Source organism: Acinetobacter sp. C13, from assembly GCF_016809775.1.
In the GTDB taxonomy this organism is placed as follows: domain Bacteria; phylum Pseudomonadota; class Gammaproteobacteria; order Pseudomonadales; family Moraxellaceae; genus Acinetobacter; species Acinetobacter pittii.
Map to the genome: position 1 here is coordinate 16,966 of NZ_JAFBJL010000003.1, position 26,376 is coordinate 43,341.

At 41.3% G+C, this 26,376-nt stretch carries 29 protein-coding genes; 12 read left to right on the forward strand and 17 right to left on the reverse strand.

All coding sequences use genetic code 11. The features are described 5' to 3' along the window. Nucleotides 1-21: 21 nt before the first annotated feature. The 4 genes from JGE69_RS09870 (at nt 22) to dnaJ (ending at nt 5,983) form a co-directional block, all read left to right on the forward strand. Entirely contained in the window at nt 22-1,128 is a 1,107-nt protein-coding gene (locus JGE69_RS09870; RefSeq protein WP_199113271.1) for an efflux RND transporter periplasmic adaptor subunit, read from the forward strand. After that, nucleotides 1,125-4,250 (forward strand): efflux RND transporter permease subunit, encoded by a 3,126-nt coding sequence (locus JGE69_RS09875; protein WP_199113273.1) that lies wholly within the window; start codon nt 1,125-1,127, stop codon nt 4,248-4,250. The genes JGE69_RS09870 and JGE69_RS09875 overlap by 4 nt, the downstream gene beginning before the upstream one ends. A 139-nt stretch (nt 4,251-4,389) precedes the next feature. Then, entirely contained in the window at nt 4,390-4,767 is a 378-nt protein-coding gene (locus tag JGE69_RS09880) for a membrane protein (protein ID WP_002119294.1), read from the forward strand. A 103-nt stretch (nt 4,768-4,870) separates the two neighbouring features. Beyond that, complete coding sequence (gene dnaJ, locus JGE69_RS09885) at nt 4,871-5,983, forward strand: molecular chaperone DnaJ (RefSeq protein WP_002119101.1); 1,113 nt, start codon at nt 4,871-4,873, stop codon at nt 5,981-5,983. Between the two features lie 117 nt (nt 5,984-6,100). Here dnaJ and JGE69_RS09890 read toward each other — a convergent pair whose 3' ends face one another. Next, the gene (locus JGE69_RS09890) at nt 6,101-6,454 is read right to left on the reverse strand and encodes a hypothetical protein (RefSeq protein WP_130119590.1); all 354 of its coding nucleotides are present in this window, start codon (nt 6,452-6,454) and stop codon (nt 6,101-6,103) included. 184 nt (nt 6,455-6,638) lie between these two features. On the opposite strand from JGE69_RS09890, the gene dapB reads away from it, so the two are divergent. After that, nucleotides 6,639-7,460, forward strand: coding sequence for a 4-hydroxy-tetrahydrodipicolinate reductase (gene dapB, locus JGE69_RS09895; protein ID WP_002119175.1), 822 nt, complete (start codon nt 6,639-6,641; stop codon nt 7,458-7,460). A 50-nt stretch (nt 7,461-7,510) separates the two neighbouring features. Further along, nucleotides 7,511-8,164 carry an START domain-containing protein gene (locus JGE69_RS09900; RefSeq protein ID WP_002119284.1) on the forward strand — a complete coding sequence of 218 codons (654 nt, stop codon included), beginning with the start codon at nt 7,511-7,513 and terminating at the stop codon, nt 8,162-8,164. A gap of 40 nt (nt 8,165-8,204) precedes the next feature. Here JGE69_RS09900 and JGE69_RS09905 read toward each other — a convergent pair whose 3' ends face one another. Both JGE69_RS09905 and dkgB read right to left on the reverse strand, forming a co-directional pair. After that, on the reverse strand, nt 8,205-9,395 hold the full coding sequence (locus JGE69_RS09905; RefSeq protein ID WP_199113275.1) for an MFS transporter: 1,191 nt from the start codon (nt 9,393-9,395) through the stop codon (nt 8,205-8,207). A gap of 4 nt (nt 9,396-9,399) precedes the next feature. After that, nucleotides 9,400-10,203 carry a 2,5-didehydrogluconate reductase DkgB gene (dkgB, locus tag JGE69_RS09910; protein ID WP_199113277.1) on the reverse strand — a complete coding sequence of 268 codons (804 nt, stop codon included), beginning with the start codon at nt 10,201-10,203 and terminating at the stop codon, nt 9,400-9,402. A gap of 120 nt (nt 10,204-10,323) precedes the next feature. Here dkgB and JGE69_RS09915 point away from each other — a divergent pair, with 120 nt between their 5' ends. After that, complete coding sequence (locus JGE69_RS09915) at nt 10,324-11,226, forward strand: LysR family transcriptional regulator (RefSeq protein WP_019767327.1); 903 nt, start codon at nt 10,324-10,326, stop codon at nt 11,224-11,226. Here JGE69_RS09915 and JGE69_RS09920 read toward each other — a convergent pair. Continuing rightward, the gene (locus JGE69_RS09920) at nt 11,210-11,584 is read right to left on the reverse strand and encodes a hypothetical protein (RefSeq protein ID WP_199113279.1); all 375 of its coding nucleotides are present in this window, start codon (nt 11,582-11,584) and stop codon (nt 11,210-11,212) included. The genes JGE69_RS09915 and JGE69_RS09920 overlap by 17 nt on opposite strands. Nucleotides 11,585-11,674: 90 nt before the next feature. Here JGE69_RS09920 and JGE69_RS09930 point away from each other — a divergent pair, with 90 nt between their 5' ends. Then, a complete protein-coding gene (locus tag JGE69_RS09930) occupies nt 11,675-13,099 on the forward strand; it encodes a PLP-dependent aminotransferase family protein (RefSeq protein WP_199113281.1) in 1,425 nt (474 codons plus the stop codon). A 2-nt stretch (nt 13,100-13,101) separates the two neighbouring features. On the opposite strand, the gene ahr is transcribed toward JGE69_RS09930, so the two are convergent. The 8 genes from ahr to JGE69_RS09970 all read right to left on the reverse strand — a co-directional run bounded on the left by ahr (nt 13,102) and on the right by JGE69_RS09970 (nt 18,391). Continuing rightward, entirely contained in the window at nt 13,102-14,130 is a 1,029-nt protein-coding gene (ahr, locus tag JGE69_RS09935; RefSeq protein WP_032063522.1) for an NADPH-dependent aldehyde reductase Ahr, read from the reverse strand. Between the two features lie 38 nt (nt 14,131-14,168). Continuing rightward, a complete protein-coding gene (locus JGE69_RS09940) occupies nt 14,169-14,729 on the reverse strand; it encodes a DNA-3-methyladenine glycosylase I (RefSeq protein WP_005066585.1) in 561 nt (186 codons plus the stop codon). Between the two features lie 30 nt (nt 14,730-14,759). Then, nucleotides 14,760-15,005: a hypothetical protein gene (locus tag JGE69_RS09945; protein WP_001287364.1), complete on the reverse strand. Its 246-nt coding sequence runs from the start codon at nt 15,003-15,005 to the stop codon at nt 14,760-14,762. A 9-nt stretch (nt 15,006-15,014) separates the two neighbouring features. Continuing rightward, the gene (locus tag JGE69_RS09950) at nt 15,015-15,551 is read right to left on the reverse strand and encodes a M23 family metallopeptidase (protein WP_002119177.1); all 537 of its coding nucleotides are present in this window, start codon (nt 15,549-15,551) and stop codon (nt 15,015-15,017) included. Nucleotides 15,552-15,598: 47 nt separating this feature from the next. Beyond that, entirely contained in the window at nt 15,599-16,633 is a 1,035-nt protein-coding gene (gene mutY, locus JGE69_RS09955; protein WP_068564672.1) for an A/G-specific adenine glycosylase, read from the reverse strand. Between the two features lie 141 nt (nt 16,634-16,774). Then, nucleotides 16,775-17,137, reverse strand: a complete 363-nt coding sequence (locus JGE69_RS09960) for an HIT family protein (protein WP_002119132.1) — start codon at nt 17,135-17,137, stop codon at nt 16,775-16,777. A 184-nt stretch (nt 17,138-17,321) separates the two neighbouring features. Continuing rightward, complete coding sequence (locus JGE69_RS09965) at nt 17,322-18,059, reverse strand: dienelactone hydrolase family protein (protein WP_002119163.1); 738 nt, start codon at nt 18,057-18,059, stop codon at nt 17,322-17,324. Between the two features lie 173 nt (nt 18,060-18,232). Further along, nucleotides 18,233-18,391: a DUF1328 domain-containing protein gene (locus tag JGE69_RS09970; protein ID WP_002053759.1), complete on the reverse strand. Its 159-nt coding sequence runs from the start codon at nt 18,389-18,391 to the stop codon at nt 18,233-18,235. 193 nt (nt 18,392-18,584) lie between these two features. On the opposite strand from JGE69_RS09970, the gene JGE69_RS09975 reads away from it, so the two are divergent. The 3 genes from JGE69_RS09975 to JGE69_RS09985 all read left to right on the forward strand — a co-directional run bounded on the left by JGE69_RS09975 (nt 18,585) and on the right by JGE69_RS09985 (nt 21,697). Continuing rightward, the gene (locus JGE69_RS09975) at nt 18,585-19,043 is read left to right on the forward strand and encodes a YcgN family cysteine cluster protein (RefSeq protein WP_057069170.1); all 459 of its coding nucleotides are present in this window, start codon (nt 18,585-18,587) and stop codon (nt 19,041-19,043) included. Nucleotides 19,044-19,153: 110 nt separating this feature from the next. Continuing rightward, complete coding sequence (locus JGE69_RS09980) at nt 19,154-20,326, forward strand: PQQ-dependent sugar dehydrogenase (protein ID WP_199113283.1); 1,173 nt, start codon at nt 19,154-19,156, stop codon at nt 20,324-20,326. Nucleotides 20,327-20,431: 105 nt separating this feature from the next. Further along, a complete protein-coding gene (locus JGE69_RS09985) occupies nt 20,432-21,697 on the forward strand; it encodes a replication-associated recombination protein A (protein WP_017481876.1) in 1,266 nt (421 codons plus the stop codon). 13 nt (nt 21,698-21,710) lie between these two features. Here the strand turns inward: JGE69_RS09985 and JGE69_RS09990 are convergent, their stop codons facing one another. The 5 genes from JGE69_RS09990 to dapA all read right to left on the reverse strand — a co-directional run bounded on the left by JGE69_RS09990 (nt 21,711) and on the right by dapA (nt 25,360). Beyond that, nucleotides 21,711-22,547, reverse strand: coding sequence for a formate/nitrite transporter family protein (locus tag JGE69_RS09990; RefSeq protein WP_199113285.1), 837 nt, complete (start codon nt 22,545-22,547; stop codon nt 21,711-21,713). A 149-nt stretch (nt 22,548-22,696) separates the two neighbouring features. After that, a complete protein-coding gene (locus JGE69_RS09995; RefSeq protein WP_075383276.1) occupies nt 22,697-22,900 on the reverse strand; it encodes a hypothetical protein in 204 nt (67 codons plus the stop codon). 192 nt (nt 22,901-23,092) lie between these two features. After that, nucleotides 23,093-23,812: a phosphoribosylaminoimidazolesuccinocarboxamide synthase gene (gene purC / locus JGE69_RS10000; protein ID WP_002119240.1), complete on the reverse strand. Its 720-nt coding sequence runs from the start codon at nt 23,810-23,812 to the stop codon at nt 23,093-23,095. Between the two features lie 36 nt (nt 23,813-23,848). Next, entirely contained in the window at nt 23,849-24,451 is a 603-nt protein-coding gene (locus tag JGE69_RS10005; protein ID WP_081309725.1) for a lipoprotein-34 precursor (NlpB), read from the reverse strand. 15 nt (nt 24,452-24,466) lie between these two features. After that, on the reverse strand, nt 24,467-25,360 hold the full coding sequence (gene dapA / locus JGE69_RS10010) for a 4-hydroxy-tetrahydrodipicolinate synthase (protein ID WP_017402863.1): 894 nt from the start codon (nt 25,358-25,360) through the stop codon (nt 24,467-24,469). 328 nt (nt 25,361-25,688) lie between these two features. Between dapA and pncA the strand changes: the two genes are divergently transcribed. Further along, on the forward strand, nt 25,689-26,333 hold the full coding sequence (gene pncA / locus JGE69_RS10015) for a bifunctional nicotinamidase/pyrazinamidase (protein ID WP_068564711.1): 645 nt from the start codon (nt 25,689-25,691) through the stop codon (nt 26,331-26,333). Nucleotides 26,334-26,376: the final 43 nt, after the last annotated feature.

Genomic DNA, 26,376 nt, shown 5'->3' on the forward strand with positions numbered 1-26,376 from the left:
TTTGAATAAGAGCGATAAGATATGAATGTGTTAAAACCTCTCATCATGAGTATGGTGATTGTTTGTATGGTCACATTAATGGGGTGTAGTAAAGAAACTCCAAAAACAGAAGAAATACCCTATGTGATGGTGGCACAGCCCTTAACCACACTCAATGAACAAAAAAGCTATGCAGGGGATGTGCAGGCTAGACAACAAACGGCTTTAGCATTTCGGGTAGGTGGACAAGTTACGGCTCGTTATGTGGATGTAGGCGACCGGGTTAAAGTAGGACAAGTATTAGCAAAGCTCGATGTAGCAGATGCTCAGCTACAATTAAATGCTGCTAAAGCTCAGCTAGACAATGCACAGGCTTCAGCAAAAACAGCAGCAGATGAACTTAAACGTTTTCAGCAATTACTCCCGATTAATGCTGTAAGCCGTTCGCAATATGACACTGTAAAAAATCAATACGACGCGGCACAAGCGGCACTACAGCAAGCTCGTTCTAACTATGAGGTTTCTGCCAACCAAACTGGTTATAACCAACTCGTTTCTAACAAAAACGGGGTGATTACTGCGCGAAACATAGAAATTGGACAAGTGGTTGCAGCAGGACAAGCTGCTTATCAACTGGCAATTGATGGAGAGCGTGAAGTTGTTATTGGTGTTCCTGAACAAGCTGTTACCGAGATTAAAGTTGGTCAAGCCGCTTGGATCACTTTGTGGTCTAAACCGAATGAAAAATTTGCCGGATATGTACGCGAAGTTTCTCCGGCAGCGGATCAGTCTCGTACCTTTACAGTGAAAGTTGCACTCAAAGAAGGGCAGTCTGTTATCCAACTTGGACAAAGTGCACGCGTATTTTTTACCTCAACTCAAACCAACGTGATGAGTGTGCCACTTTCGAGCGTTTCAGCAACAGATAATCAGCCTTATGTCTGGGTTGTTAATGCGAATCAGACTTTACGCAAAGTACCTGTAACGGTTGGTGCATATGGCAGAGACAGTGTACCCGTGCTATCTGGTTTAACACCAAATGATTGGGTGGTGATTGGTGGTGTGCATTTGCTACGCGATAAGCAGAAGATTCACCCGATTGACCGTGAAAACCGTGCGGTGAAAATTCAGGGAGCAACCCAGCCATGAAATTCAACCTCTCGGAATGGGCATTAAATAATAAAGGTATTGTCCTTTATTTTATGCTGTTACTTGGCATTATCGGCGCGATCTCTTATTCAAAACTCTCACAAAGTGAAGACCCACCATTTACCTTTAAAGTCATGGTCGTACAAACCTATTGGCCAGGAGCAACAGCGAAAGAAGTTTCAACGCTGGTGACTGACCGTATCGAAAAGGAACTGATGACAACAGGGCAGTATGACAAGATTATGGCTTACTCCCGCCCAGGGGAGTCGATGGTTACGTTTGTTGCCAAGGACTCACTGACATCGGCACAGATTCCTGACGTTTGGTATAACGTCCGTAAGAAGGTGAATGATATTCGCCATGAACTGCCAAACGGTGTACAAGGCCCATTTTTTAACGATGAATTTGGGGACACTTTCGGTAATATTTATGTACTGACAGGCAAAGACTTTGACTATGCACTTTTGAAAGAATATGCAGATCGTTTGCAATTACAGCTTCAACGAGTCAAGGATGTCAGTAAGGTCGAATTGATTGGTCTACAAGACCAAAAAATCTGGGTTGAGATTTCTAACACTAAAGCGGTGCAGCTCGGAATTCCAGTTACAGCGATTCAAGAAGCCTTACAAAAGCAAAATAGTATGGCAAGTGCGGGCTTTTTTGAAACGGGTACAGACCGTATTCAAATTAGAGTAAGTGGTCATCTACAAAACATTGATGAAATTAAAAAAACACCTTTATTGGTCGGTGATAAAACCATCCAGCTTGGTGACGTTGCTGATGTTTATCGTGGTTTTAGTCAGCCTGCTCAACCACGTATGCGTTTCATGGGTGAAAATGGTATTGGCATTGCCGTTTCGATGCGTAAAGGCGGTGACATTATTGCCCTTGGTAAAAATCTAGAAACAGAATTTGCCCAACTGCAAAAGACCTTGCCACTCGGCATGAAATTGCAAAAAGTTTCTGACCAACCTGTAGCAGTACAACGCAGTATTCATGAGTTTGTGAAGGTACTCGCTGAAGCAGTCATTATTGTCTTGTTAGTGAGTTTTTTCTCTTTAGGCTTCCGTACGGGATTGGTGGTCGCTTTTTCTATTCCATTAGTTTTAGCAATGACCTTTGCCGGTATGAGTTTATTCGATGTCGGACTGCATAAGATTTCACTTGGTGCTTTGATCTTGGCGTTAGGTCTGTTAGTCGATGACGCCATTATCGCCGTCGAGATGATGGCCATTAAAATGGAGCAGGGCTATAGTCGGATTAAAGCCGCTGGATTTGCGTGGAAAACTACAGCATTTCCGATGCTCACGGGAACATTGATTACCGCGGCAGGTTTTTTACCGATTGCTACGGCTCAGTCTAGTACAGGTGAATACACACGCTCTATCTTTCAGGTTGTGACCATTGCTTTATTGGTGTCTTGGATCGCGGCAGTTTTATTTGTGCCTTATTTAGGTGAAAAGCTATTACCAGATTTTACCAAGTTAGGACATCAGGCCCCTTGGTATGTCCGCTTATGGGCAAGATTAACTAAAAAACCACAACCGCAAACTGTGGCAATTTCACAGGACCATCATTACGATCCTTATCAATCTAGTTTCTATTTACGTTTTAGAAAGATGGTCGAGTTTTGTGTGACCTACCGTAAAACCGTGATTGCAACGACGGTGGGGATTTTTGTGCTCTCTGTGCTGATGTTTAAACTTGTACCTCAGCAGTTTTTCCCGCCTTCAAACCGTGCCGAGATTTTAGTCGATTTAAAACTTGAAGAAGGCGCTTCTTTAACAGCAACAGAACAAGCTGTGAAAAAGGTTGAAAAATTCCTATCTAAACAAAAAGGTATTGATAACTATGTGGCCTATGTAGGGACAGGTTCACCACGTTTTTATTTACCTTTAGACCAGCAATTACCACAAGCCAGCTTTGCTCAGTTTGTTGTACTCGCATCATCGCTTGATGATCGTGATGACATTCGTCGTTCGTTAGAAACACAAATTAAGCAGTTACTCCCACAAGTCCGTACTCGTGTGTCATTACTCGAAAATGGCCCACCTGTGGGTTATCCATTGCAATATCGTGTGTCAGGTGAAGATTTAAATCTGGTACGTAAAGAAGCGCAGCAAGTCGCTAGAGTAATGAGTGAAAACCCGAATACCACCAATGTGCATTTAGACTGGGGCGAACCAAGTAAGATTATTTCTATTCAAATTGATCAAGACCGTGCTCGACAAATGGGTGTCTCTAGTCTGGATTTAGCGAACTTCATTAATGCATCAATTACTGGTAGTGCGATTGAGCAATATCGTGAAAAACGTGAACTCATTGAAATTCGCTTACGCGGGGACCAAGCAGAGCGCGTTGAAGTGGCTTCACTGGCAAGCTTAGCTGTGCCAACGAACAATGGAACTACTGTACCTTTAGCTCAAATTGCGAAGATTGAGTATAAGTTTGAAGATGGTTTGATCTGGCATCGTAACCGCTTACCGACGATTACTGTTCGCGCAGATATTCGTACCAATTTGCAGCCTGCTACCGTTGTGGGTGAGTTAGCTGAATCAATGGATAAGTTACGTGCTGAATTGCCAAGTGGCTATCTCATTGAAGTGGGTGGAACCGTAGAAGAGTCTGCACGTGGGCAAGATTCTGTGAATGCGGGTATGCCACTCTTCTTGGCAGTGGTCATGACATTACTGATGATTCAGCTCAAAAGCTTGTCTCGCTCGACCATCGTGTTGTTAACAGCTCCACTGGGTTTAATTGGTGTTGTTTTATTCTTACTGTTATTTAACAAACCATTTGGCTTTGTGGCCATGTTAGGCACAATTGCGCTCTCTGGCATGATCATGCGTAACTCGCTTATTTTGATTGATCAAATTGAGCAGGACCGACAAGCGGGACATCCAACTTGGGAAGCAATTATTGAAGCGACAGTGCGACGATTCCGTCCAATTATTTTGACTGCTTTAGCCGCTGTTCTGGCCATGATTCCACTTTCTCGAAGTATTTTCTTTGGTCCGATGGCTGTTGCGATCATGGGCGGATTGATTGTTGCCACCTTACTGACATTATTTTTCCTACCTGCACTCTACGCAGCGTGGTTTAAGGTGAAAAAAACCGCATAAAATACATAAATTTTTTGTGAATAAAGGTGCGAAATATTGAAAACTCCAATATAGTAGCACCTGTCTTTACACAAAAAATACAGGATTATTTCGCTGCATAAAAAATAGGCAAAATGCAGTGAATTGAGGTGAAATACAGATGGGGCAAGACCATATCGAACAGCATCGCCGTTATATAGTAATTTCTTATGCGTTCATGTTTCTTGCATTGTTTACGGTTATTTTTGCGGCCTTTGCTTATTTGGTCGCTCGTAAAGTGGCAGTTGTAGATAATGCAGAAGTTTGGATTCATGCGCATGCGCTATGGATTATGCGCAATGCGATTCTATTTCTATTTATGGCAATTTTTGCTGTTGTCTGGTTTATTCCGCTCTTCTTCTTTGCATGGGATAGTAATCTTTGGGTCACAGCCTCTACGGTTGCTGGCGTAGTTTTTAGCGCTATTGCGTGGTTATTTCTATTAAATGCATGGTTAAAAGGCTTGTCTAAATATTTAAAAAATAAGGCAGTTTTTTAATATATCTATTTTTTAAACATTTCCCCCTTGTAAATTCGGCTAAAGCCCCCCATTTAGTCGGCAATAGAGTATTGATAAAATTCCGTGAGGAGCACCGCCAAAAATGGCTAAACGTGATTATTATGAGGTTTTAGGCGTTTCAAAAACCGCAAGTGATGATGAGATCAAAAAAGCCTACCGTAAATTGGCGATGAAATATCATCCTGATAGAAACCCTGACAATGCCGAAGCTGAAGAGAAATTTAAAGAAGCTGCTGAAGCTTATGAAGTTTTATCGGACAGCGAAAAGCGTAGCATGTACGATCGAATGGGACATAATGCGTTCGAAGGTGGCTTTGGCGGGGGCGGTGGTGGCTTCGGCGGATTTAGTGCAGAAGATATTTTTAGCCAGTTCGGTGATATCTTCGGTGGCGCATTCGGTGGTGGTGGACGTCAACAGCGTCAACGTCGCGGATCAGATTTACGCTATGTAATGGAACTTACCCTTGAAGAAGCTGTAAAAGGGGTTAAAAAAACCATTACCTTTACTGCTCCAGCACCATGTGATGTGTGTGATGGTAAAGGTTCTAAAAATCCAAAAGATGTTGAAACCTGTAAAACTTGTCATGGTTCAGGACAAGTTCGTATGCAGCAAGGTTTCTTCTCTGTACAACAAACATGTGGTACGTGTCGTGGTCAAGGTAAAATTATTAAAAACCCTTGTCAGGCATGTCATGGTTCAGGTGTTGCCGATCGCCAGCAAACGTTGGAAGTTACAATTCCAGCGGGTGTAGATAATGGTGACCGCGTTCGTTTGAGTGGTAAAGGCGAAGCAATTCGTGATGGCCAATCAGGTGACTTGTACGTTGAAGTCGTCGTTCGTGAACACGAAATTTTCCAACGTGATGGCGCAGATCTTTATATGGACGTACCAGTGAGCATTGCTGATGCTGCACTTGGTAAAGAAATTGAAATTCCAACTTTGGAAGGTCGCGTTAGCTTGAAGATTCCTGAGGGAACTCAAACAGGTAAATTATTCCGTTTACGTGGTAAGGGCGTTCGTCCAGTACGTAGCAGCATGGTGGGTGATTTACTCTGCCGTATTGTGGTAGAAACACCAGTCAACTTAAATTCTCGTCAACGTGAATTACTTAAAGAGTTGCAAGCTTCTTTTGATGGCGAAGACAGTGCTTCTTCACCGAAGAAAAAATCATTCTTTGATCGTTTGTTCGATTAATACTTGATTATATAAGAAATTAAAAAGAAGGCGGATATTGATAAAATATCCGCCTTCTTTTTATTGCGCTGATTCATCTTATTATTTTTATTCTGCTTAAAAGAAAATTACGTCTGCTTACTCTGTAGGATGAGCAACATCAATATCGTCAACACTTACAGTCGGTTCGCTAGAAGCAAGAGTAGGAGCATTTTCGATCACTGGTGTGGCTACTGCTTCTGCCTGTACAGCTACTTTCGGTGCTTCTGCTGTTTTTTCGCCAATAATTGGGTCAATATCTTCAACTTTAACGTCAGCATTGGCATCGCTTGTTTGAGCTGTAGGCGTTGCTGTTTGAGTATTTACGTTTGTTGTAATACGTGCTTTAGATAAGCTTTCTAATGTGTCTCCTGGCTGGATTGCTGGCTCTGCAAATGCCACTGAACTCATAATCCCCATCATTACTGTAAAACCAATAATTCTCGAATGCATGCTGAACTCCTTATAGTCATCTTTTTCTCATTCGTGGCTCCGTAGTCTGCCGATCAATTCTTTAACTTTTGTGAAAACAGATTAAATTTCGTCCCAACTCAAAAAATAATTTTTACTTTTTAAGATGAGCAAAGAGTTTTGATATAGTAGACAAATTACGTAAAACAGAAGATTGGGAAGGATTATGTCAGCAGCTCCACGCATTGGTATTTTAGGTGCAGGCGGTCGTATGGGCCGTACGCTTATTCAAGCAGTTCAACAGGCAGGCTATCAATTAGCTGCTGCGGTAGAGCGTCCGGAAAGTAGTTTAGTGGGCACTGATGCAGGTGAGCTTGCTGGTATTGGTTCAGTGGGTGTGAAGGTTTCAGGAAACTTGGCAGAAGTTCTTAAAGACTGCGATGTAATCATTGATTTTACTGCACCAGTTGCAACTGCTCAGCATTTAAAGCTTTGCCGTGAAGCTGGGGTTGCCATGGTTATTGGTACAACAGGTATGTCAGATGAGCAAAAAGCTGAGTTAGACGAAGTTGCTACGCATACCCCAGTGGTTTACGCTGCGAACTATTCAGTGGGCGTAAATGTATCAATCAAGTTACTTGAGCTTGCAGCAAAAGTATTTGGCGATACAGTAGATATTGAAGTGATTGAAGCGCACCACCGTCATAAAGTAGATGCGCCGTCAGGTACAGCATTAATGATGGGCGAAGCAATTGCAGATACTTTAGGCCGTAACTTAAAAGAAGTTGCTGTGTATGGCCGTGAAGGGCATACAGGCCCACGTGACCGTCAAACGATTGGTTTTGAAACTATTCGTGGTGGTGACATCGTTGGCGAACACACAGTCATGTTTATTGGTGAAGGTGAGCGTGTTGAAGTGACTCATAAAGCGACTAACCGTATGAACTTTGCTGCTGGTGCAGTACGAGCTGCTGCATGGGTTGTGGGCCGTGAAGCGCGTAAATATGACATGAAAGATGTTTTAGGATTGAACGACGTACAGGTATAAAACCCTGTACGTATTCCATGTGTAGCGAGAAAAACAAGATAGAGCAGAACATGAATAAAAAACAAATTGCCTTGACCACTCTTCTTTGCTTAAGCAGCCTCTGGACGGGGGCTGCTTCTACAGAAAAAGCTAAACTCAGCTTAGACCGCAATAATATTAAAGTCTGGACCTATCAAAAAACTGATAATCCAGTCTTTCAATATAAAGCAGAAACCACATTTGATGTGCCACTTGAACGCGCTGTTGCTGTGATTTTAGATGTAAATCGTGCTGACCAGTGGGTGCCTTATATGGGCAAAGTTGAAATGTTGTCTCAAGATGAGAAAAAAGGTGAGTTCACACTGTATATGGTGTTGGATTTTCCGTTTCCTTTAAAAGATCGCGATGTGGTTGTAAAAGGAAAAATGAGCAAAGCTGCAAATGGCGTTGTGACAATTAAAAATACTGCAATTAGTGGAAATTATCCGATACAACCTGATGTAGTGCGCTTAACACGCTATGAAGGGGATTGGACATTCCAGAAACTTGCAAATAATAAGGTGAAAGTAACCACCAGTGGTTACGCTGACCCTGCTGGTGCAATTCCGTTGAGCTTTGTAAATATGTTTGTTCAACAGCAGCCTTACCAGATGTTGCTTAAAATGAAGCGGGAAGTGACCAGTCCGATTTATGAACACCCTAAATTACCAGATATTTTAAAATAAATACCTTAAAAAAAAGCGCCTGAGATCAGGCGCTTTTTTATTAATCTGAACACTGCTGTAAAGCTTGTGCAGGGCTACTTTCACGTTTGATTTGAAATAAAACCAATAACAAACCTAAGCCAGCTAGTAATGCTCCAGCAAATGATACTGCGCTATAACCCCAACCTAAATCGAGTACTAACGCACCTGCTGCTGCTCCTACTGCGTTACCTAAGTTAAACGCACCGATATTTACTGAAGAGGCAAGTCCCGGTGCTTCATGAGCGACTGACATTACACGCATTTGCAAAGGTGGTACTAAAGCAAAGGTTGCTGCACCCCATATCACCAACGCAATGGCTGCTCCAATCTGGCTTTGAGCAAGAATTGGGAAAGTTACCATCATCACAATCAACAGTACCAAGAAACCAATCAGAGTTTTGTTGATAGATAAGTCTGCAAAACGGCCACCTAAATGGTTACCAATCGAGAAACCGACACCAATCAGCACCAACATGAACGTAATGAAGGTCGGTGAAGCATGTGTAAACTCAGTCAAACTTGGCGCAATATAGGTGTAGAGCGTAAACATTGCACCTGCACCGAGTACGGTAGTGAGTAATGCAAGAACCACAGGGGTACGCGTTAATACTTTTAACTCGGCCTTCACGTTTGGTTTTTGGGCAACCATACCTTGCGGTAATGCTTTCCACAAAGCGAGCATAGTAATGATGCCGAGCACGGAAATCGCAAGGAAAGACATACGCCAGCCAATGTTTTGCCCAACCCATGTTGCTAAAGGCACACCACCAATATTGGCAATGGTTAAGCCCATAAACATGGTTGCCACTGCACTAGCCTGTTTATGCGCTGGTACAATACTCGCTGCCACAACAGAACCAATTCCGAAAAAGGCACCGTGGTTCAGGCTTGTAATGAGACGTGCACCTAATAAGCTCATATAATTTGGTGAAAACGCTGCAATCAGGTTACCGACCGTAAAGATCGCCATCAAAAAAATAAGCGCATTACGTCGTGCAAAACCACCAAACCACAGGGTCATAAACGGTGCACCTAGCATTACGCCAAGTGCATAGCCTGTAATTAACATACCGGCTGTTGGAATTGAAATCCCTAAATCATTAGCGATGTTCGGAAGTAACCCCATTGGAGAAAATTCCGTGGTGCCAATGGCAAAGGCACCTATTGCCAATGCCAATAACGAGAACGCCGTATTTGATTGAGTGTTCATGAGTTTAGTCCCAAACTGGTGCCCATGGCTCTGGGCTAACTTCACGACTGTTACGATCAAGTTCGGCAATCATTTGCATTTCAGCCGCAGTTAACTCGATATCCTGTGCTTTTAAATTGCTAATCAGGTTTTCACGTTTAGTCGAAGATGGAATGACTGCAAAACCACGCTGCAATGCCCATGCTAATGCAATTTGCGCTGTCGTTGCTTTATGAGCTGCTGCAATCTCCGCTAAAACAGGGTCTTGAAGCACTTTGCCGTATGCAAGCGTCATGTATGAAGTGACATCAATATTCTTCTCTTGTAAGAAATTCACAAGTTTATGGTTTTGAAGATAAGGACTCAGCTCAATCTGGTTCGTTGCAATATGCTCTACACCAATTGTGTCAATTGCTTGTTGGGTAAGTGCAATATTGAAGTTTGAAATACCAATTTGTTTGGTTAAGCCTTGTTGTTTTGCTTCAAGTAAAAGCTGCATGATTTCAGGAATTGAAACGCCTAAATCTGGTGCTGGCCAATGAATCAAAGTTAAATCGACATGGTCAGTACGAAGCTTTTCTAAGCTTTCTTTTAAGCTTGGAATAAACTTATCTTGAGCAAAATTATCTACCCAGATTTTTGTGGTTAAAAATAAGTCCTGACGTGATACACCGCTTTCGGCAATGGCTTGACCAATCGCTGCTTCATTATCATAAATTTGAGCAGTATCAATGACACGGTAACCTACTTCTAAAGCAGTTTTAACAGAATCAATAACTGCTTGTTCTTTAAGACGGAAAGTTCCTAGACCAAAACGTGGGATATTCATGTGTTTACCTAAATTTGAATAATCATTTAACTTGATGTGCATTTTGCTTTTTTTATTGTTGCGAAAAAATAGATGAATAAGCAAAATATCTTTGATCATTAGTCAATAATGGAATAAGACATGAAATCAACAATTGAAGAGCTGGTCGCGTTTATCGCAATCGTTGATACAGGCTCTTTTGTTGCGGCGGCAGAACATTTAAAACAAACGCCTTCAGGAGTCAGTCGATCTTTAACACGCTTAGAAGCTAAGTTAGATGTGACTTTGTTAGAGCGAACTACACGTAAATTGAAACTCACTCAAGAAGGACAACAGTTTCTGGTAAAGGCCCGTAAAATCTTAAATGAGCTAAATGCGGCTGAAGAAGAACTGCAAAAGTCTGATCAGGGCACTGCGGGGCTCATTCGCATTGATTCAGCAACGCCGTTTGTCTTACACGTAATTGCGCCATTAATGCATAAGTTTCGTGAGTGCTATCCAAATATTGAAATTGAGTTAAATAGTAATGATCAGGTGATTGACCTGCTGCAACATAAAACTGATGTCGCATTTCGGTTTGGGGAGCTCAATGATTCAAGTCTTCATGCCAAACTGGTGTGTAAAAGTCGCTTATTTATCGTTGCAAGCCCTGAGTATTTAGCAATTAAGGGTACACCGACACAACCTGAACAACTTGAAAAACATGATTTGATTGGTTTTACCAGACCTACATATATCAATAGTTGGCCGATTAAAGTTGGTGATGAATATTTTTTTGCGCAATCAAAAATTAAAGCATCAAGTGGCGAGACGGTACGTCAGCTGACGATTAGAGGACATGGTATTGCACGACTATCTGAATTTGAAATTTGGAAAGATATTGAAGAAGGGCGATTGATTGCTTTATTTGAAGACCAAATTGAACATCAATATCAAAGCATCCATGCTGTGTATTATCAACAAGAGCATCTACCAAAACGAATTCGTTTATTTATTGAGTTTTTGGCAGAACAGTTAAAAGACGGTTTTAAAAACGCTCTCTAAAAGTAATGTAACTGTCAGTTGGAAAATGAACTTCTAAAAGTGGAGTCGTTTGTCCTTGTGATGAATGTTGAGACAGAAAATAACTTTTTTGATGTTCTCGGCAGCTAAAATACAAAGTTGAATAAACCGAGTTCACCATTACAACTTCATTTGAGCTATTCCGTTTATATTGATAATGAGAAATCGTACTGGTCTTTTCATCAGTGCGTTGCTCTATTTTATAGTCTTGTTGATTTGTCATTTTTAAATAACCTTCTATGAGGCTTTGGCAAACAGTATGTCTGTATTGCTCATCTTTTGGTTGTTGTTGGCAACCAGCTAAAACAATAGTAAATAACAATATAGCTTTTAATTTCATGACCTTGCTACTTTCTGAGTTGATTTCTATAGCCTAAAGGTGTTCTATAAACCAGTACAGATACAGAAATTTTTAAAAAAGCAGCACAGAATGACTTTCCAATATCAGGTTCTTGCCAATCAATTAGCACATCGTATTTATCAAGATGAGCTTAAACCTCATCAGAAACTTATTTCTTTACGAGATTTTGCTCGTCAGCACAGCATTAGTTTAAGTACAGCAAAAAGTTGTTATGAGTTACTTGAGGCGAGGGGGCTTATTTATGTAAAGCCAAAGTCAGGTTATTTTGTGGTAGCTCGTGCACAATCCGGCCCCATTCCTGAAAGTCCAGATTTCTTGTCTTTACCTCGACAAGTTTCAAATCTGGAATTGCATAATCAAATTCAGGAAGCTGCCTTACAAAGCCATCTTGTACCATTAGGCTCTATTCAGTTAACGCCTCATTTTATTCCTGTGGAAGGTTTACGTCGTTCTATTCAACGGGCTTTAAAAAATTGTCAGCCTCAAGACTTTCTTTATTGTAATAAACAAGGGCATGAGCAATTAAGAAAAGCGTTATCTTATCATTGGCGTGAAGATGGGATTTTTATCGCGGCAGAAGATATTTTTATTACCAATGGCTGCATGCCTGCTTTGTCTTTGGTGATTCAACATCTAACAGAAGTAGGCGATAGTATTTTAATTCCGACGCCTACTTTTAATGGACAGCTGCAGCTTATAGCAAGTTTAAAACGGCAGATTATTGAAATTCCAGCGCATCATCGTGGTATCGATCTTGAGCGCTTAGAATCATTTATGAAGCAAGGTTTGGCTAAGGTTTGTTTAATGACAGCCAACTATCAGAACCCATTGGGATATTGTTTAAGTAATTCAGAAAAACAAAAGATTGCTGAATTAGCAGCAAAGTATCAGTGCTTTATTATCGAAGATGATATTTATGGAGAGTGTGGCTACAGCGGTGAGCGACCATTGCCTATACGCTATTGGGACCGTGAAGGCTATGTAATTTGGTGTGGGTCAGTTTCTAAGTCATTGTCGAGTGCGTATCGCGTAGGGTGGTTCTGTTTAAGTGCGAAGCTACAACATTTAAGGCTTGAGCTGGTAGCCAGTAATATAGGGGTCAATACACCGCTACAATTAGGCCTAGCTGATTTTATTTATAGTCGTGGTTACAGGGAGCATTTAGAGCAGTTAAGACCGAATTTGATGCGGCAAGTCGAGGAGTGTCGTAGTTGTATTTTAAATGCCTTTGAAGGTATTCCAATTGCACTGAGTCAACCAGACGGGGGTTATGCCTTATGGATGCAGTTACCTAAAACCGTAGATAGTTTGGCGCTCTATTACACTGCAAAAGCTCAGGGAATTACAGTGGTACCGGGCCATGTTTTTGGTGAGGATGAACGTTATCGGCACTTCATTCGTTTGAACGCAGGCCATGAGTTAACTGCCGATGTCCGCCAAGCAATTATGAGCTTGGCGGACTGGTCACGACAACAGATTAAAACAGCGAGTTAGTTTTATTCTGCAAAGTCTGCTTTAAGTACAATGCGGTAGCGTGCCTGCCCTGAGTGTAGACGCTCAATTGCTTCATTGAGCTGTGACATCGGAAATAGCTCAATTTGAGGCGCAATTTTTTTACGTGCAGCAAACTTTAAAAGCTGACGTAGTGCAGCAGGTGAGCCCGTAGGTGAACCAGTCACTGACTTAGCACCACCAATAAGAGAGCCAACTGAAACAGGAACAGGCTCAAGTGTAAGGCCTAAGAAATGTAAGGTTCCGTTTGGTGCCAGTGTTGCAATAAAAGCAGACCAATTTAGAGTCACATTCACGGTACTCAGCAATAAATCGAATTTACCTTTTTGAGCTTTTACTGCCTCTGTATCGCGGCTATTTACCACATGGTCGGCTCCCATTGCTTTGAGTTCTTCCGTTTTATCTGGGTTAGAACTAAAAGCAGTGATTTCACAGCCCCATGCTTTAAGTAGCTTAATGGCTATATGGCCTAAACCACCAATGCCAATTACACCGACATGATGCGTTGCCTGAATTTTGTGTTTGAGTAGTGGATCAAAAACGGTAATTCCGCCACACAGTAAAGGACCTGCGCTTTCAGCATCTAAATCGTCCGGGAGGGGAATGGCCCATTGCCAACCTGCGCGAACCTTATCGGCAAAGCCACCCGCATGTCCTACGATTGTTGCAACATTTCCACCTGTACACAGTACTTGCTGACCACCAATACATTCATCACAGGCTTGGCAACTTTCAGCTGTCCAACCAATGCCGACACGTTGCCCAATTTGTAGACCTTTTGCTTCTGAACCCAAAGCAACAATTCGTCCAATAATTTCATGACCTGCAACCACAGGGTACACGGTCGAACGCCATTCATTGTTTAAAACAGAAATATCAGAATGACATAAACCACAATATTCAACTTTTACCTCAACCTGATGCGGTTGTAATTCACCTGCGTCAAATTGATAGGGAACCAGTTTTTCACCTGCCTGCATTGCAGCATAAGCTTGAATCGTATTATTGCTCATCGGAAACTCCTTAAGCGGCTTTGAACCGTTCTGGTGGGTTATGAAGCTTTAAATTGACAATCGTTTTCATGATCATCGACCATGCCTACTGCCTGCATAAAAGCATAGCAGGTGGTTGGGCCAACAAATTTGAAACCATTTTTTTTAAGCGTTTTGGAAAGTTTTACACTCAGTTCGGTTTGAGCAGGGGCCTTACGATAATCTACAACATCATTGTTTTGTGGCGCTGCATCTACAAACTGCCAAAGCCATGTAGGAACATCACCGACTTGTGCTTTGAGCGCTTGCCAAGCAATAGCATTATCACGAATAGCTTTGAGTTTCCCCAAGTGACGAATTAAGCCTGCATCAGATAATTTTAGTTCTAGAAAATCATCTGTAAATGAAGCAATGTCTGCAATCGGATGATTAAAAAAGTGTTGACGGTAGCTTTCTCTTTTTTTTAGTACGGTAATCCATGAGAGGCCGGCTTGCTGACCTTCGAGACAAAGCATTTCAAATAATCGTGCCTCGTCGTGTTCGGGTTTACCCCATTCCTCATCATGGTAGGCAATATAGAGTGGATCGTCGGAACACCATCCACAACGTTGAGTTTTCATGATAATGCTCCTTATATTTATCTTAGAATTTTAAAGTTTAAATAAGACCCATTCATTTGGGCGAGTATCCCAATAATACAGTTCTGCTTGTGTTAAGTCTTCAAACTTCAGCCAAAAGTCTTTGCCGACTTTGTCTGAAAAACCAGTACTGATTAGTAGGGCATCATCGCTGATTTCCATGATCCAGCCTTGATAGCTATTGCCATTTAAAATGATCTTTTGCTGGTTACCAGACTCGGCAAACTCTACTAAGCGATTGATCAGCGCTTCCGACATAAAATGTTCCTAGCGTAAATATGAATAAGGATTAACAGCACCACGCCCTTTACCATCTAGATAAAGACCATAATGAAGATGAGGTGAAGTATAACGTGCATTGCCCGTATTGCCGACATAGCCAATGAGGTCGCCCTTTTTGACATAGTCACCTACGTTTAAGCCACGCTTATGTCCATCAAGATGAGCATAATAATGCCATGTCCCAGCTGGACCTAAAATCCAGATGACTTTGCCACCTAAGTTGTTATTACGAAGATCTGCAACGAGTCCTTCGGTTGCACTGTACACTTTGGTTCCACGTGGAGCCAAAATATCAATTCCTTCGTGACTACGACCCTGACTCCGAGCAGCTCCCCATGTGTCTTTTAATTCATCGCGGTCAATACCTTTTACAGGTACAGGTAGTCGACTTGGAAGCTGCATACTTTTGAGTTTGATGACTTGAGCAGGTGGAAGTGGGGCAGGTTTTTTAGGTGCACTGGCACAGGCAGCCAAAAGAATAATCAGAAAACCAAGTGAGAAATGAGAAACAAAACGTCGCACAAAATACTCCCTGTCACAGCCATATCAAAATTATTTTACTCACTATGTCATGAACGGCTTGTCGAGATCAATTTTTTCATAGCGGTTGGAACACCTTTGGCAATGGCTTGTTCCGGACTCAACCATTGACCTTCAAGTTCAATAGCCAGATGTTCTTTTTGATCAGGTTCCACGTGGAACACATGAGCATTAAGTAACCATGTGAAATGAGTGAAGCTATGGCTGATCTGAAAAGTTTGTGCTTGAGGTTGTAGTTTGAATTGTTGGCTTAAGCTCAGTCGTTCATGTTCATTTTCTAAAATTGGTAAACAGAATAAACCGCCCCATAGACCATGAGCTTGACGTTGTTGCCAGAACCATTCACCTTCGCACTGAATAATAAGAACATCTGCTGTTTTAACAGGCGGTGTTTTTTTCGGTTTTTTAAAAGGTAATTCTTGTTCTAACCCTTGCTGATAAGCCTGACAATGAGCTTGCATTGGACAATATAAACATAGCGGTTTTTTAGGAGTACAAATGGTTGCACCCAAGTCCATAATCGCTTGCGTGTAATCATGGTTGCGATGTGTAGGGCAAAGCTCTTCAGCGAGTTTCCACATTTCACGTTCGTGTTGTGGTTTGCTTAAGTCATCTTCAATGGCAAAGAAGCGAGCTAAAACGCGTTTCACGTTGCCATCCATAATGACGCCGTACTGACGTAAACCTAAAGACATGAGCGCGCCTGCGGTAGAGCGACCAATGCCAGGTAACGCAATCCATTCTTCTAGCGTTTCAGGAAATTTACCTTGCTGCGTGACAAGACCAGCCGCTTTATGCAAATTGCGTGCACGAGCGTAATAGCCAAGACCTGCCCAAAAAGGTGCTACTTCATCCCAAGTTGCATGACCTAAAGCGTCTACCGTTGGAAAGCGCTCCATAAAGCGATCAAAATATTGCAGAACTGTTTTTACCTGAGTCTGTTGTAGCATAATTTCAGAAACCCAAACTTTGTATGGATCATCGGCAACTTGCCAAGGCAAATCGTGACGACCATGTTGATCGAACCAGTTTAAGAGGGCATCAGAAAAAGAAAATTCAGGCATGAACAGCTATAGAAGAGAAGTAAGGGCTAAATTATAGCTGAAATTTAGATGAAATTTTGTTTAAAGCAGGCGAACAGCGAGAGTATATTAAAACAGAGATTACCTGATAATGGGCAACCTCTGTTTCATGTATAAAAAGGATTAATCCTTTTGTACACCCCAAAGTTGATCAAGTTTCAACGGCTGGTTTTTATAGTAAGGAATGACATGAATGTGGAAATGATCTGAAGTTTTTCCAAAAACTTCACCATCATTAAAGCCAATATGAAAGCCATCTGGTTGATGACGAAGCTGGGTTTCATGACGAGCAATTTCAAGAAGTGTAAGCAAGCCTTGATGTTCTTTAGACGTAATGTCAAAAAAAGAACTAACATGGCGCAGTGGTGTTACTACACAGTGGCCTTTAGATAACGGATTAGAATCAGGCAAAATTACGGCAAATTCATTCTTATCAATGATGTCATATTCATCAAATTCGCAATACGGACATTTCTTGTCAGTCATTGTTGTATCCTCTCATGTTATTCCATTAAACCCCGAGTGCGGGAAATAAGACTAGGCTTTGCTCTAGCTCAACGGGAGTATAGTTATTGAAGTATGGTTTAAAAAATACAGTAAAAATATTGCAAAGTCATAAACATTTAAGGGAGCAAATGCAAAAAAATCATTTGCTCCAAATTTGCTTCTTTTATTTTAGAGTACGATCTAATAAAGCGTACATTTTAGCAAGGCCTTGTTTTTCCGCTTCGCTATTGTAGCCAAGGTCCACACCGTTCGCTTTAGCTCTTTCATCGGCAAGCGGGTTACTAAAGCCATGTTTAGCACCTTCTAAAACCACTACTTCATGTTTAACCTCAGCAGCTTGCATCTCTTTTTCAAAATTAGCAACATCTTCTAAGGTGACCATACTGTCTAATTCACCATGTAGAACTAAAACTTCACCTTGAATGTCGCCTTTTTGAGCAGGAGCTTTAGGCGTTAATGTGCCATGGAAAGTTGCAGTTGCTTTTAGTGGAGCACCTGAACGCGCAAGATCTAATACGACTTTACCACCATAGCAGTAACCGACAGCGGCAATTTTTTCACTGTTTACTTCCGGTTGAGCAGCTAAAGTTTGAAGCCCAGCATTGGCACGATCAGTCACCGTGTCTAACTCTTCAAATGTCTGCATCATCCATTCATAGGCTTGAGCTGCGGTCGTTGTAACTTTTTTATCACCATACATATCAATTGCAAGCGCAGCATAGCCGTGCTCAGCAAGTTCACGTGCGCGTTGCTCTGTATATTCGTTACGTCCCCACCACTCAGGAGCAACAATCACACCCGCAACAGGTGTTTCGCTATCTGGAGCCGCAAAGTAACCAATTAAATGGCTACCGTCTGGTGCAGTATATTGAATTTCACGGGTTTTAATTGCAGTACTCATGACATTAATCCTGAAATTTAAATCGATTTAAATACGCTTGATTAAAGCATAAAAATTAAGAACTAAAATAAATAACTATGTAAAAATCTACATCAAAAGAAAAAGATACAAAGTTATAAGCAATAAAAAAAGAAGGAAACCAGTTCCTTCTTTTTATATGGTGATGATTAAATTTAAGTCCGGCCTCGGGAAATGAACCCAATTACAGCTAGAATTACAGCCACAACTAATAAAATCACGGCAAAGTCTTTAGATAGTCCTGCAACACCACCAAACCCTAATAGACTGGCAATGAGTGCAATCACTGCAAAAATTATCGCCCAACGGAACATAATGCTGTCCTCCTTATTTTTCATTGTCATTTAACTATATAGTGTGTTTTTTAGCCCGAATGTGTCGTTTATGTGGTTGAAATGTATATTAAACAATCATTTTGTGATGCCAGAAATACAGCTTCTTTTTTAGTACAGGCCACTTCAATGCTATACTAATACATCGTTTTATCTCATCAGCTGTTAAAAGATTATGTCTACCGAGACCTCACTCCGACCACTCTTTTGGAAAAACTATCCGTTAGAGCAACTGACTCAACTTGAGTGGGAAGCTTTATGTGATGGCTGTGGTTTGTGCTGTCTGGTAAAATTAGAAGATGAAGATACGCATGAGGTGGCTTATACCAAAGTGGCCTGTAAGTTACTTGATTGTGGTACAGGGCGTTGCACGGACTATCCGAATCGTCAGCAGCAAGTACCTGACTGCCTACAATTAACGGTAGAGTCTTTAAAAACAATCCACTGGTTGCCTTCAAGCTGTGCCTATAAGCGCTTGAATGAAGGCAAGAATTTACCTTCTTGGCATTATTTAAATACGGGTTCGAGACAAAGCGTGGTTAAAGCGAAAAAGTCAGTTGCAGGACGTTGTCTTTCTGAAGTTGATGTCCATGAAGATGATCTTGAAGATTATATTGTGCGATGGGTGCGCTAATTTAGTCTTATAAGAGAATGTTTGATTACAGCGTATAATAAAGTAACACTTTTATCGTAATTTTTTTGCTCATCTCCGTAATATAACAATAAAAACAAAAGGAGATAAAAATGATGAGACGATTAGCAGCCCCCTTATTATGTAGTAGCTTTTTTTTGTTAATGGCCTGTGGGTCTAATAATACCAATTCAAAAAATCCTGAACAAAATACGACTGCAAAAGCAGATCAGTCTGTTGCCGTCAAACAAACTTATCAGGTTGAAGCAGTTTCACATTTTAATGAGCCTTGGGCTGTGACCAGTCTGCCTGATCAGCGTTTATTAGTGACTGAACGGCAAGGTAAATTAAAAATTTTTAACCCTAAAAATAAGCAAATGTTGGATGTGCAAGGTGTTCCAGCGGTGAACTATGGAGGACAGGGTGGTTTAGGAGATGTCATTTTACACCCTGACTTTGCCAAGAATCATTGGGTTTATCTCAGCTATGCTACAAAAGGGCAAGGTGGATCTGGCGCAGTGATTTCACGTGCGAAACTAGATTTATCTCATCCTAATCAGCCAAAACTCACCGATATAAAGCAGATTTGGCAGCAAGTACCTAAAGTCTCGGGACAAGGCCATTATGGACATCGCATGCTTTTTGGTACAGATGGTAAGCTGTGGGTCAGTTCAGGTGAGCGACAAAAGTTTGATCCTGCCCAAAACATGAAAAGTAACTTAGGTAAAATCTTGCGTTTAAATGAGGATGGCACCGCGGCTGTAGGTAACCCTTTTTATAAGCAAGGCGGGGTCACTGCTGAAATATGGTCACTGGGACACCGTAACCCGTTAGGTATGGCTTTTGACCGCCAAGGACAGTTGTGGGTGGTTGAGATGGGGCCTAAAGGTGGTGATGAGCTTAATATTATTACCAAAGGTGAAAATTACGGTTATCCAATCGTTTCAAATGGAGACCATTATTCGGGCCAACCTATTCCAGATCATCACACTCAGCCAGAGTTTAAAGCACCAGAAATTGACTGGACTCCTGTTATCTCTCCATCGAGTATGATCATTTATCGTGGTCAGCAATTTCCTGCATGGCAAAATAAAGCCTTAATTGGCGGGTTATCTTCCGAAGCGATTATTGTGGTGGATTTAGAGCATAAGCCCGTGAAAGAAGTGCAAAGATTGGATATGAAAAAACGTATTCGTGGGTTGCATGAAGCAAAAGATGGTTCGATTTGGGTGATTGAAGATGGCTCAAATGCGCGTTTACTCAAGCTGAGTAAGAAACCCTCTTAATGCTAAGCAAGAGCCTGTAAATAAAGAACGTGTCTCATAGATTCAAATTGTAGATTTCTGTGAGACACAATAGACTATAGTGAAAAGACGATAAAGCCATTTGAGATGTCAGACACCCATATTCCACTTCCCGAACGCCTGCGCCCAAGAGACTTGTCTGAAATTATTGGGCAAGATCATTTATTAGGTGAACATGCGCCCTTACGTCAAATGATTGATCAGGGACATTTGCCTTCTATTATTTTTTGGGGACCACCAGGCGTAGGTAAAACAACGATTGCTTTACTTTTGGCACAGGCGATAGACCGTCCATTTGTGAGCTTATCTGCGCTGAATACGGGCGTAAAAGAATTACGTGAAGTAATTGCAGAAAGTGGTGATTTACTGACACCTGTAGTTTTTATTGATGAAATTCATCGTTTTAATAAATCTCAGCAAGATGCTTTATTGGGTGCAGTTGAAAAAGGCAAAATTACGTTAATAGGCGCGACAACTGAAAATCCATCTTTTGAGGTGAATAGCGCGCTTTTATCACGTTGTCAGGTCTATACTTTAAATAGTTTAGACAGTGAGGCAATTCAGACACTACTCAACAATGCACTTCAAAGCGATAAATTCTTAAAAGAACGTTACATTCATATAGAAGAATATGATGCGTTGATTCAGTTCGCAGCAGGTGATGCTCGCAAAGCGCTTAATTTACTGGACTTGATTGCAAGCACCTTTGAACCAGAAATTGAAAACACAATTACTAATGCGGTTGTGGTAAAAGTCGCTCAGCAAAATATTGCGCGTTATGACAAATCTGGCGAGCAGCATTACGACCTTGTTTCTGCCTTTATTAAATCAATTCGTGGTAGTGATCCAGATGCAACTCTATATTGGATGGCTCGTATGCTTAAAGGTGGAGAAGATCCGGTTTTTATTGCAAGACGTATGCTGATTGCCGCCTCAGAAGACATTGGAAATTCTAACCCTAATGCGCTATTGCTTGCAGGTGAGTGTTTCCGCTCCGTACAAGCGGTGGGCATGCCTGAGGCTCGAATTATTCTAGGCCAAACAGCGGTTTACCTAGCAACGAGTGCAAAAAGTAATAGTACTTATTTAGCGATTAATAAGGCTTTGGAACTTGCTGAAAAAACGGCAAATTTACCTGTGCCTTTGCATTTGAGAAATGCGCCAACCAAGCTTATGAAACAGCAGGGCTATGGTATTAATTATCTCTATCCTCATGATTACCCTGAGCACTTTGTGCTGCAAGACTATTTGCCGCCTGAGTTAAAAGGGACCAAACTCTATGAGTCTGCAAGAAATAAGCGTGAGGTTGAAGGTGAGCGTTTACAGCAACGCAGATGGCAGCAGGAACAATAGTTCCTGCTTTATGCTATTCCAGCTCTTCAGTGACCTGACCATAAATCAGTAGCGTGAACACACCTGTACCGCCAATAATATTGCCGATAGTGGTTGGGATGAGGAAAGTAAACAGATACTTGCCAATAGAAGCTTCTCCTTGCCAGACCAGGTAGGACATTTCTGTAGAACCAACCACTACATGAGTAAAGTCACCCAGTCCTATCAAATACGTCATAAAAAAGATGAGCAGGAATTTATTACTGACCGAGGGCAACATCCAGACCAATGCTGCAATTAATAGCCCTGACATAATGCCTTTAAGCAGATTCTGGGTTGCAGAAAAGGAGCCCACATGATGTGCGAGTTCATCTAGTGCTTTGTCAATATCTGGAGTAAACAGGTGAGTAGTTAGGAAAAATAAACTCGCCAAAGCTGTTCCAATAATGTTGCATAGAATCACAATGCCCCATAAGCGTCCCACTGCTCGTAATTTATCGAAAGTAAAGGGATTAAATAAAGGCACAACTGTGGTGATAGTATTCTCAGTAAAGAGTTGCATGTGACTCAAAATAGCGATCAAGAACCCAATGGTATAACCCACATTAGTGATTAAATCGGTCCAGACTGCATCAACTGGGAGATAAGCAGCAATAATCGCTTTAAATACAAATGAAAAACTGATGACTAAACCTGCGGCAATCCCTGAAAAGATCAGTGCAGTTGTTGGACGATCAAGCTCTTCGGCACCATCACGGCGGATAATTTCATAAACTAAACGGGGAGACAGTTTCTCATGTTCTTCAACTGCCATTTTTTCACGCCAGCTTAAGGTTTTCTCGACTTTCTTTTCCTCTATTTCATGGTCCATTAGATTTACTCCTCACTGAATAAATATCTTATATTTATTGTTTTATTTATTGTTAAGGCAGTGTTCAGGATAAATCTAGTCAATTCATAACAGCTTTATGTGTCTTTTTATAAATTGAATGCACAATGGCTGGATCATCAACAACAAGATTAAAGAAAAGTATAAGCTCTTAAAGTACGGATGAGCGCCATATAGTCGCCTTGAGAGGCTTTAGCAATAACAGATTCAACCTCTGCCTGACTCCAGCCTTGTTTTAAGGCAGTAGTGCTAAAGTTGTTTAATAGGACCAGAGGATTTTCACCAAAATGGATTGGATGATCCGTTACTCTCTTTTCAAGCTTAGATAATTCCATAGGTTCACCCTAGTTTTTAAATTTAATTATTGTGAAGTACTTTGTGTTTTTCTAGATTTTAGTGTTTTAAATTAAGCTTATGCAAGTGTTAATTTATTGAAATAGACAAATCTGTCTACATTATTGGACTTGTATAGTACTGAACATAAAAAAACCGGGCTTTGGCCCGGTTTTTTTATGAAGTTTTACTGATTAGATGTCAGATAAATCTACGCCTAAACGAGCAGCAACTTCTTCATAAGCTTCAACAACACCGCCTAAACCTTGACGGAAACGGTCTTTGTCGAGTTTCTTCTTAGAGTCTTTATCCCATAAACGGCAGCCGTCTGGAGAGAACTCATCACCAAGCACGATGCGGTCATGGAAAACACCGAATTCAAGCTTGAAGTCCACCAAAATCATGTTGCCTTCAGCAAATAATGCTTTTAATACATCGTTTACTTTATAAGTTAAAACTTTCATTTGTTCTAACTGTTCAGCAGTCGCCCAACCTAAAGCAATCGCTTGAGATTCGTTAACCATTGGGTCGCCTAGACCGTCATCTTTATAGAACAATTCAAATGTAGGAGGAGTTAACTCTTTACCTTCTTCTACACCTAAGCGACGGCATAGAGAACCAGCTGCGTAGTTACGAATTACACATTCAACTGGAATCATTTGAAGTTTTTTAACAAGCACTTCAGTTGGAGAAAGCAATTTTTCAAAATGCGTTTCAATACCCGCAGCAGCAAGCTTTTCCATGATGAAGGCGTTAAAACGGTTGTTCACCTTGCCTTTACGATCTAGTTGTTCGATTTTTTCGCCGTTGAACGCAGAGGCATCATCACGAAAGACTAAAATCAGATGGTCGGCATTGTCTGTTTCATATACAGATTTTGCTTTACCAGTATAGAGCAAGGTTTGTTTTAACATGAGGGAACCTTTTTAAAAAAAATGCCTAGTAAACGACTAGGCTGGCCAATTTTGGTAAATCTGGTTTAGCACTTCAGCAGCCACATCTGGGCTTGCAAAAGTGTTATCTACATTAAATAGAGCAAGAGTATGACTAGAACCTACACCAGTAAGTTTAAGCACATAAGTATTGTCATTTACTTTAATCGTCGCTTGATTACTGCCTTGAGCGATGATGTTGAAATTTAAAGTACTTAAAGTTGCTTTGGTGTATTGCCAGATCTCGGCTGTATTTCCATCAATTTTTAACAACGGGTTTTTATTACCGTCAGTCACAAGCTGAGGACGTCCAAGCGCAGTCGTCGTTTGAGCAGAGGCATCTAGTGTCGCATTACCTTGCGTTTGTTCAGGGCGTGGCAGTGCATAGCGGTTGCCACGCTTATTTTCAAACTTCGGTGCGTTATCGATAGCGCGCTGTTCTACAGTTGGTGCAGGATACAAAGGTGTCGCTGGTCGTACAGTTGCATCGGCAGGATATTCAAGCGGGGCAAGTTGCTTGGCATTTTTATAATCTAAAGAGTGATTATTAATTGCGAAGCGACCACAACCAGCTAAACTTAAGGCTGAAACTGCAAGGACTAAACCAAGACGTAATTGCATCATAAATTGCTCTTATTAAATAATTCCCGCATCTTTTAGGGCATTGCGGAGAGGTTCGCGATATTGCTCAGCGAGAGGAGTGAGTGGTAAACGAATACCAGTATCAATCAGTCCCATCTCATGTAGTGCCCATTTCACAGGAATTGGGTTTGATTCGCAAAATAGAATATTGTGTAAATTTGCAATCTTATTGTTAAGCGTCTTCGCTTGTTGTTCATCTTTGGCAATCGCAACAGCACATACTTCACTCATTGCTTTAGGTGCAACATTTGCAGTAACCGAGATGTTGCCGTCAGCGCCAAGAAGCATAAGTTCCCATGCTGTCTCATCATCACCTGAGTACACAGCCATCTTGCCGTTTAACGCCTCAATTAAAGCTTTACCACGAGGTACGTCACCTGTTGCATCTTTAATGCCAACAATATTCGAGATCTCTGCTAAACGTACAGCTGTGTCGTTTGAAAGGTCTACGCCAGTACGACCAGGTACGTTATAGAGAATAAGCGGTAATTCAACAGCTTCAGCAATCGCTTTATAGTGTTGGTAAAGGCCTTCTTGGGTTGGCTTGTTATAATATGGCGTTACAAGTAAAGCTGCATCTGCGCCAAGCTCTTTAGCAGCTTTAGTTAATTCGATTGCTTCACGGGTTGAGTTTGCACCAGTACCGGCAATAATTGGAATACGTTTATTGGCTACACGAATAATTTCTTTAATAACCTGTGTGTGCTCTTCCATGCTCAATGTTGAGGCTTCGCCGGTTGTACCGACGGCTACAATACTGTTTGTACCTTGTTCTATGTGCCACTCAACCAGCTTCTCAAGACCCTTCCAATCTACACCGCCGTCTTTCAACATGGGTGTGACGATTGCGACGATTGAGCCTTGAATGGTCTGTGCTTGCTGAGTCATTTTTAAAAATATCCTATTTATCCATCCGAATCTGAGGTAAGAAAAACAAAATGTGGGATGGTTGCAGTATTTTGATTGTCCAGTTCTAACAATAACAGATTGTTGAATGACAATTATGCAAATTATGACTGATCAGACGCATAAGAACAATACGCCTAACGGATAATCGCGATGTAAACTTGAGGAAAAGATAGGATGTTTTCATTATTGCGCGCTAAGAATACCCAGTAAACATAACAATACGGCTTGATTCGACGGAGCCTTACTTAATATGGGCTTTTTTTGTGGCAAGATAGAATGCAATTTCCCAGTTGGGATTGAAGATGACATGAAAATGAATAAACAACCACAAAATGCGGTTTTAATCGTAGTTGATGTACAAAATGGTTTTACACCGGGTGGAAATTTAGCAGTCGCCGATGCCGATATAATTATTCCAACGATTAACCAACTTGCTGGTTGTTTTGAAAATGTCGTTCTGACTCAGGACTGGCACCCGGATAATCATATCTCTTTTGCAGCCAATCATTTGGGTAAGCAGCCATTTGAAACCATTGAACTCGACTATGGACCACAGGTGCTTTGGCCTAAGCATTGTGTACAAGGTACTCAAGATGCCGAGTTTCATCCTGATTTAAATATTCCGACAGCTCAACTGATTATCCGAAAAGGCTTTCACGCTCATATCGATAGCTACTCGGCTTTTATGGAAGCAGACCACGCCACCATGACCGGTTTAACCAGTTACCTAAAAGAGCGTGGCATTGATACGGTTTATGTGGTCGGAATTGCCACGGACTTTTGTGTAGCATGGACTGCTTTAGACGCAGTTAAGCAAGGTTTTAAAACTTTAGTGGTTGAAGATGCTTGTAAAGGGATTGATCTGAATGGTTCGTTAGAACACGCTTGGCAAACCATGCAGCAGCAAGGTGTTGTCCGTATTCAGTCGACTGATCTGTTGAGTGAGCGCTAAGTATATTGCTCTGGTTTTTAACTTTCATATTTTAATTTTTAGG

Bases quoted from the DNA above. Each gene is read 5' to 3' on its own strand.
- JGE69_RS09870 (WP_199113271.1), top strand. From the start codon at position 22: ATGAATGTGTTAAAACCTCTCATCATGAGTATGGTGATTGTTTGTATG.
- JGE69_RS09875 (WP_199113273.1), top strand. From the start codon at position 1,125: ATGAAATTCAACCTCTCGGAATGGGCATTAAATAATAAAGGTATTGTC.
- JGE69_RS09880 (WP_002119294.1), top strand. From the start codon at position 4,390: ATGGGGCAAGACCATATCGAACAGCATCGCCGTTATATAGTAATTTCT.
- dnaJ (WP_002119101.1), top strand. From the start codon at position 4,871: ATGGCTAAACGTGATTATTATGAGGTTTTAGGCGTTTCAAAAACCGCA.
- JGE69_RS09890 (WP_130119590.1), bottom strand. From the start codon at position 6,454: ATGCATTCGAGAATTATTGGTTTTACAGTAATGATGGGGATTATGAGT.
- dapB (WP_002119175.1), top strand. From the start codon at position 6,639: ATGTCAGCAGCTCCACGCATTGGTATTTTAGGTGCAGGCGGTCGTATG.
- JGE69_RS09900 (WP_002119284.1), top strand. From the start codon at position 7,511: ATGAATAAAAAACAAATTGCCTTGACCACTCTTCTTTGCTTAAGCAGC.
- JGE69_RS09905 (WP_199113275.1), bottom strand. From the start codon at position 9,395: ATGAACACTCAATCAAATACGGCGTTCTCGTTATTGGCATTGGCAATA.
- dkgB (WP_199113277.1), bottom strand. From the start codon at position 10,203: ATGAATATCCCACGTTTTGGTCTAGGAACTTTCCGTCTTAAAGAACAA.
- JGE69_RS09915 (WP_019767327.1), top strand. From the start codon at position 10,324: ATGAAATCAACAATTGAAGAGCTGGTCGCGTTTATCGCAATCGTTGAT.
- JGE69_RS09920 (WP_199113279.1), bottom strand. From the start codon at position 11,584: ATGAAATTAAAAGCTATATTGTTATTTACTATTGTTTTAGCTGGTTGC.
- JGE69_RS09930 (WP_199113281.1), top strand. From the start codon at position 11,675: ATGACTTTCCAATATCAGGTTCTTGCCAATCAATTAGCACATCGTATT.
- ahr (WP_032063522.1), bottom strand. From the start codon at position 14,130: ATGAGCAATAATACGATTCAAGCTTATGCTGCAATGCAGGCAGGTGAA.
- JGE69_RS09940 (WP_005066585.1), bottom strand. From the start codon at position 14,729: ATGAAAACTCAACGTTGTGGATGGTGTTCCGACGATCCACTCTATATT.
- JGE69_RS09945 (WP_001287364.1), bottom strand. From the start codon at position 15,005: ATGTCGGAAGCGCTGATCAATCGCTTAGTAGAGTTTGCCGAGTCTGGT.
- mutY (WP_068564672.1), bottom strand. From the start codon at position 16,633: ATGCCTGAATTTTCTTTTTCTGATGCCCTCTTAAACTGGTTCGATCAA.
- JGE69_RS09960 (WP_002119132.1), bottom strand. From the start codon at position 17,137: ATGACTGACAAGAAATGTCCGTATTGCGAATTTGATGAATATGACATC.
- JGE69_RS09965 (WP_002119163.1), bottom strand. From the start codon at position 18,059: ATGAGTACTGCAATTAAAACCCGTGAAATTCAATATACTGCACCAGAC.
- JGE69_RS09970 (WP_002053759.1), bottom strand. From the start codon at position 18,391: ATGTTCCGTTGGGCGATAATTTTTGCAGTGATTGCACTCATTGCCAGT.
- JGE69_RS09975 (WP_057069170.1), top strand. From the start codon at position 18,585: ATGTCTACCGAGACCTCACTCCGACCACTCTTTTGGAAAAACTATCCG.
- JGE69_RS09980 (WP_199113283.1), top strand. From the start codon at position 19,154: ATGATGAGACGATTAGCAGCCCCCTTATTATGTAGTAGCTTTTTTTTG.
- JGE69_RS09985 (WP_017481876.1), top strand. From the start codon at position 20,432: ATGTCAGACACCCATATTCCACTTCCCGAACGCCTGCGCCCAAGAGAC.
- JGE69_RS09990 (WP_199113285.1), bottom strand. From the start codon at position 22,547: ATGGACCATGAAATAGAGGAAAAGAAAGTCGAGAAAACCTTAAGCTGG.
- JGE69_RS09995 (WP_075383276.1), bottom strand. From the start codon at position 22,900: ATGGAATTATCTAAGCTTGAAAAGAGAGTAACGGATCATCCAATCCAT.
- purC (WP_002119240.1), bottom strand. From the start codon at position 23,812: ATGTTAAAACAAACCTTGCTCTATACTGGTAAAGCAAAATCTGTATAT.
- JGE69_RS10005 (WP_081309725.1), bottom strand. From the start codon at position 24,451: ATGCAATTACGTCTTGGTTTAGTCCTTGCAGTTTCAGCCTTAAGTTTA.
- dapA (WP_017402863.1), bottom strand. From the start codon at position 25,360: ATGACTCAGCAAGCACAGACCATTCAAGGCTCAATCGTCGCAATCGTC.
- pncA (WP_068564711.1), top strand. From the start codon at position 25,689: ATGAAAATGAATAAACAACCACAAAATGCGGTTTTAATCGTAGTTGAT.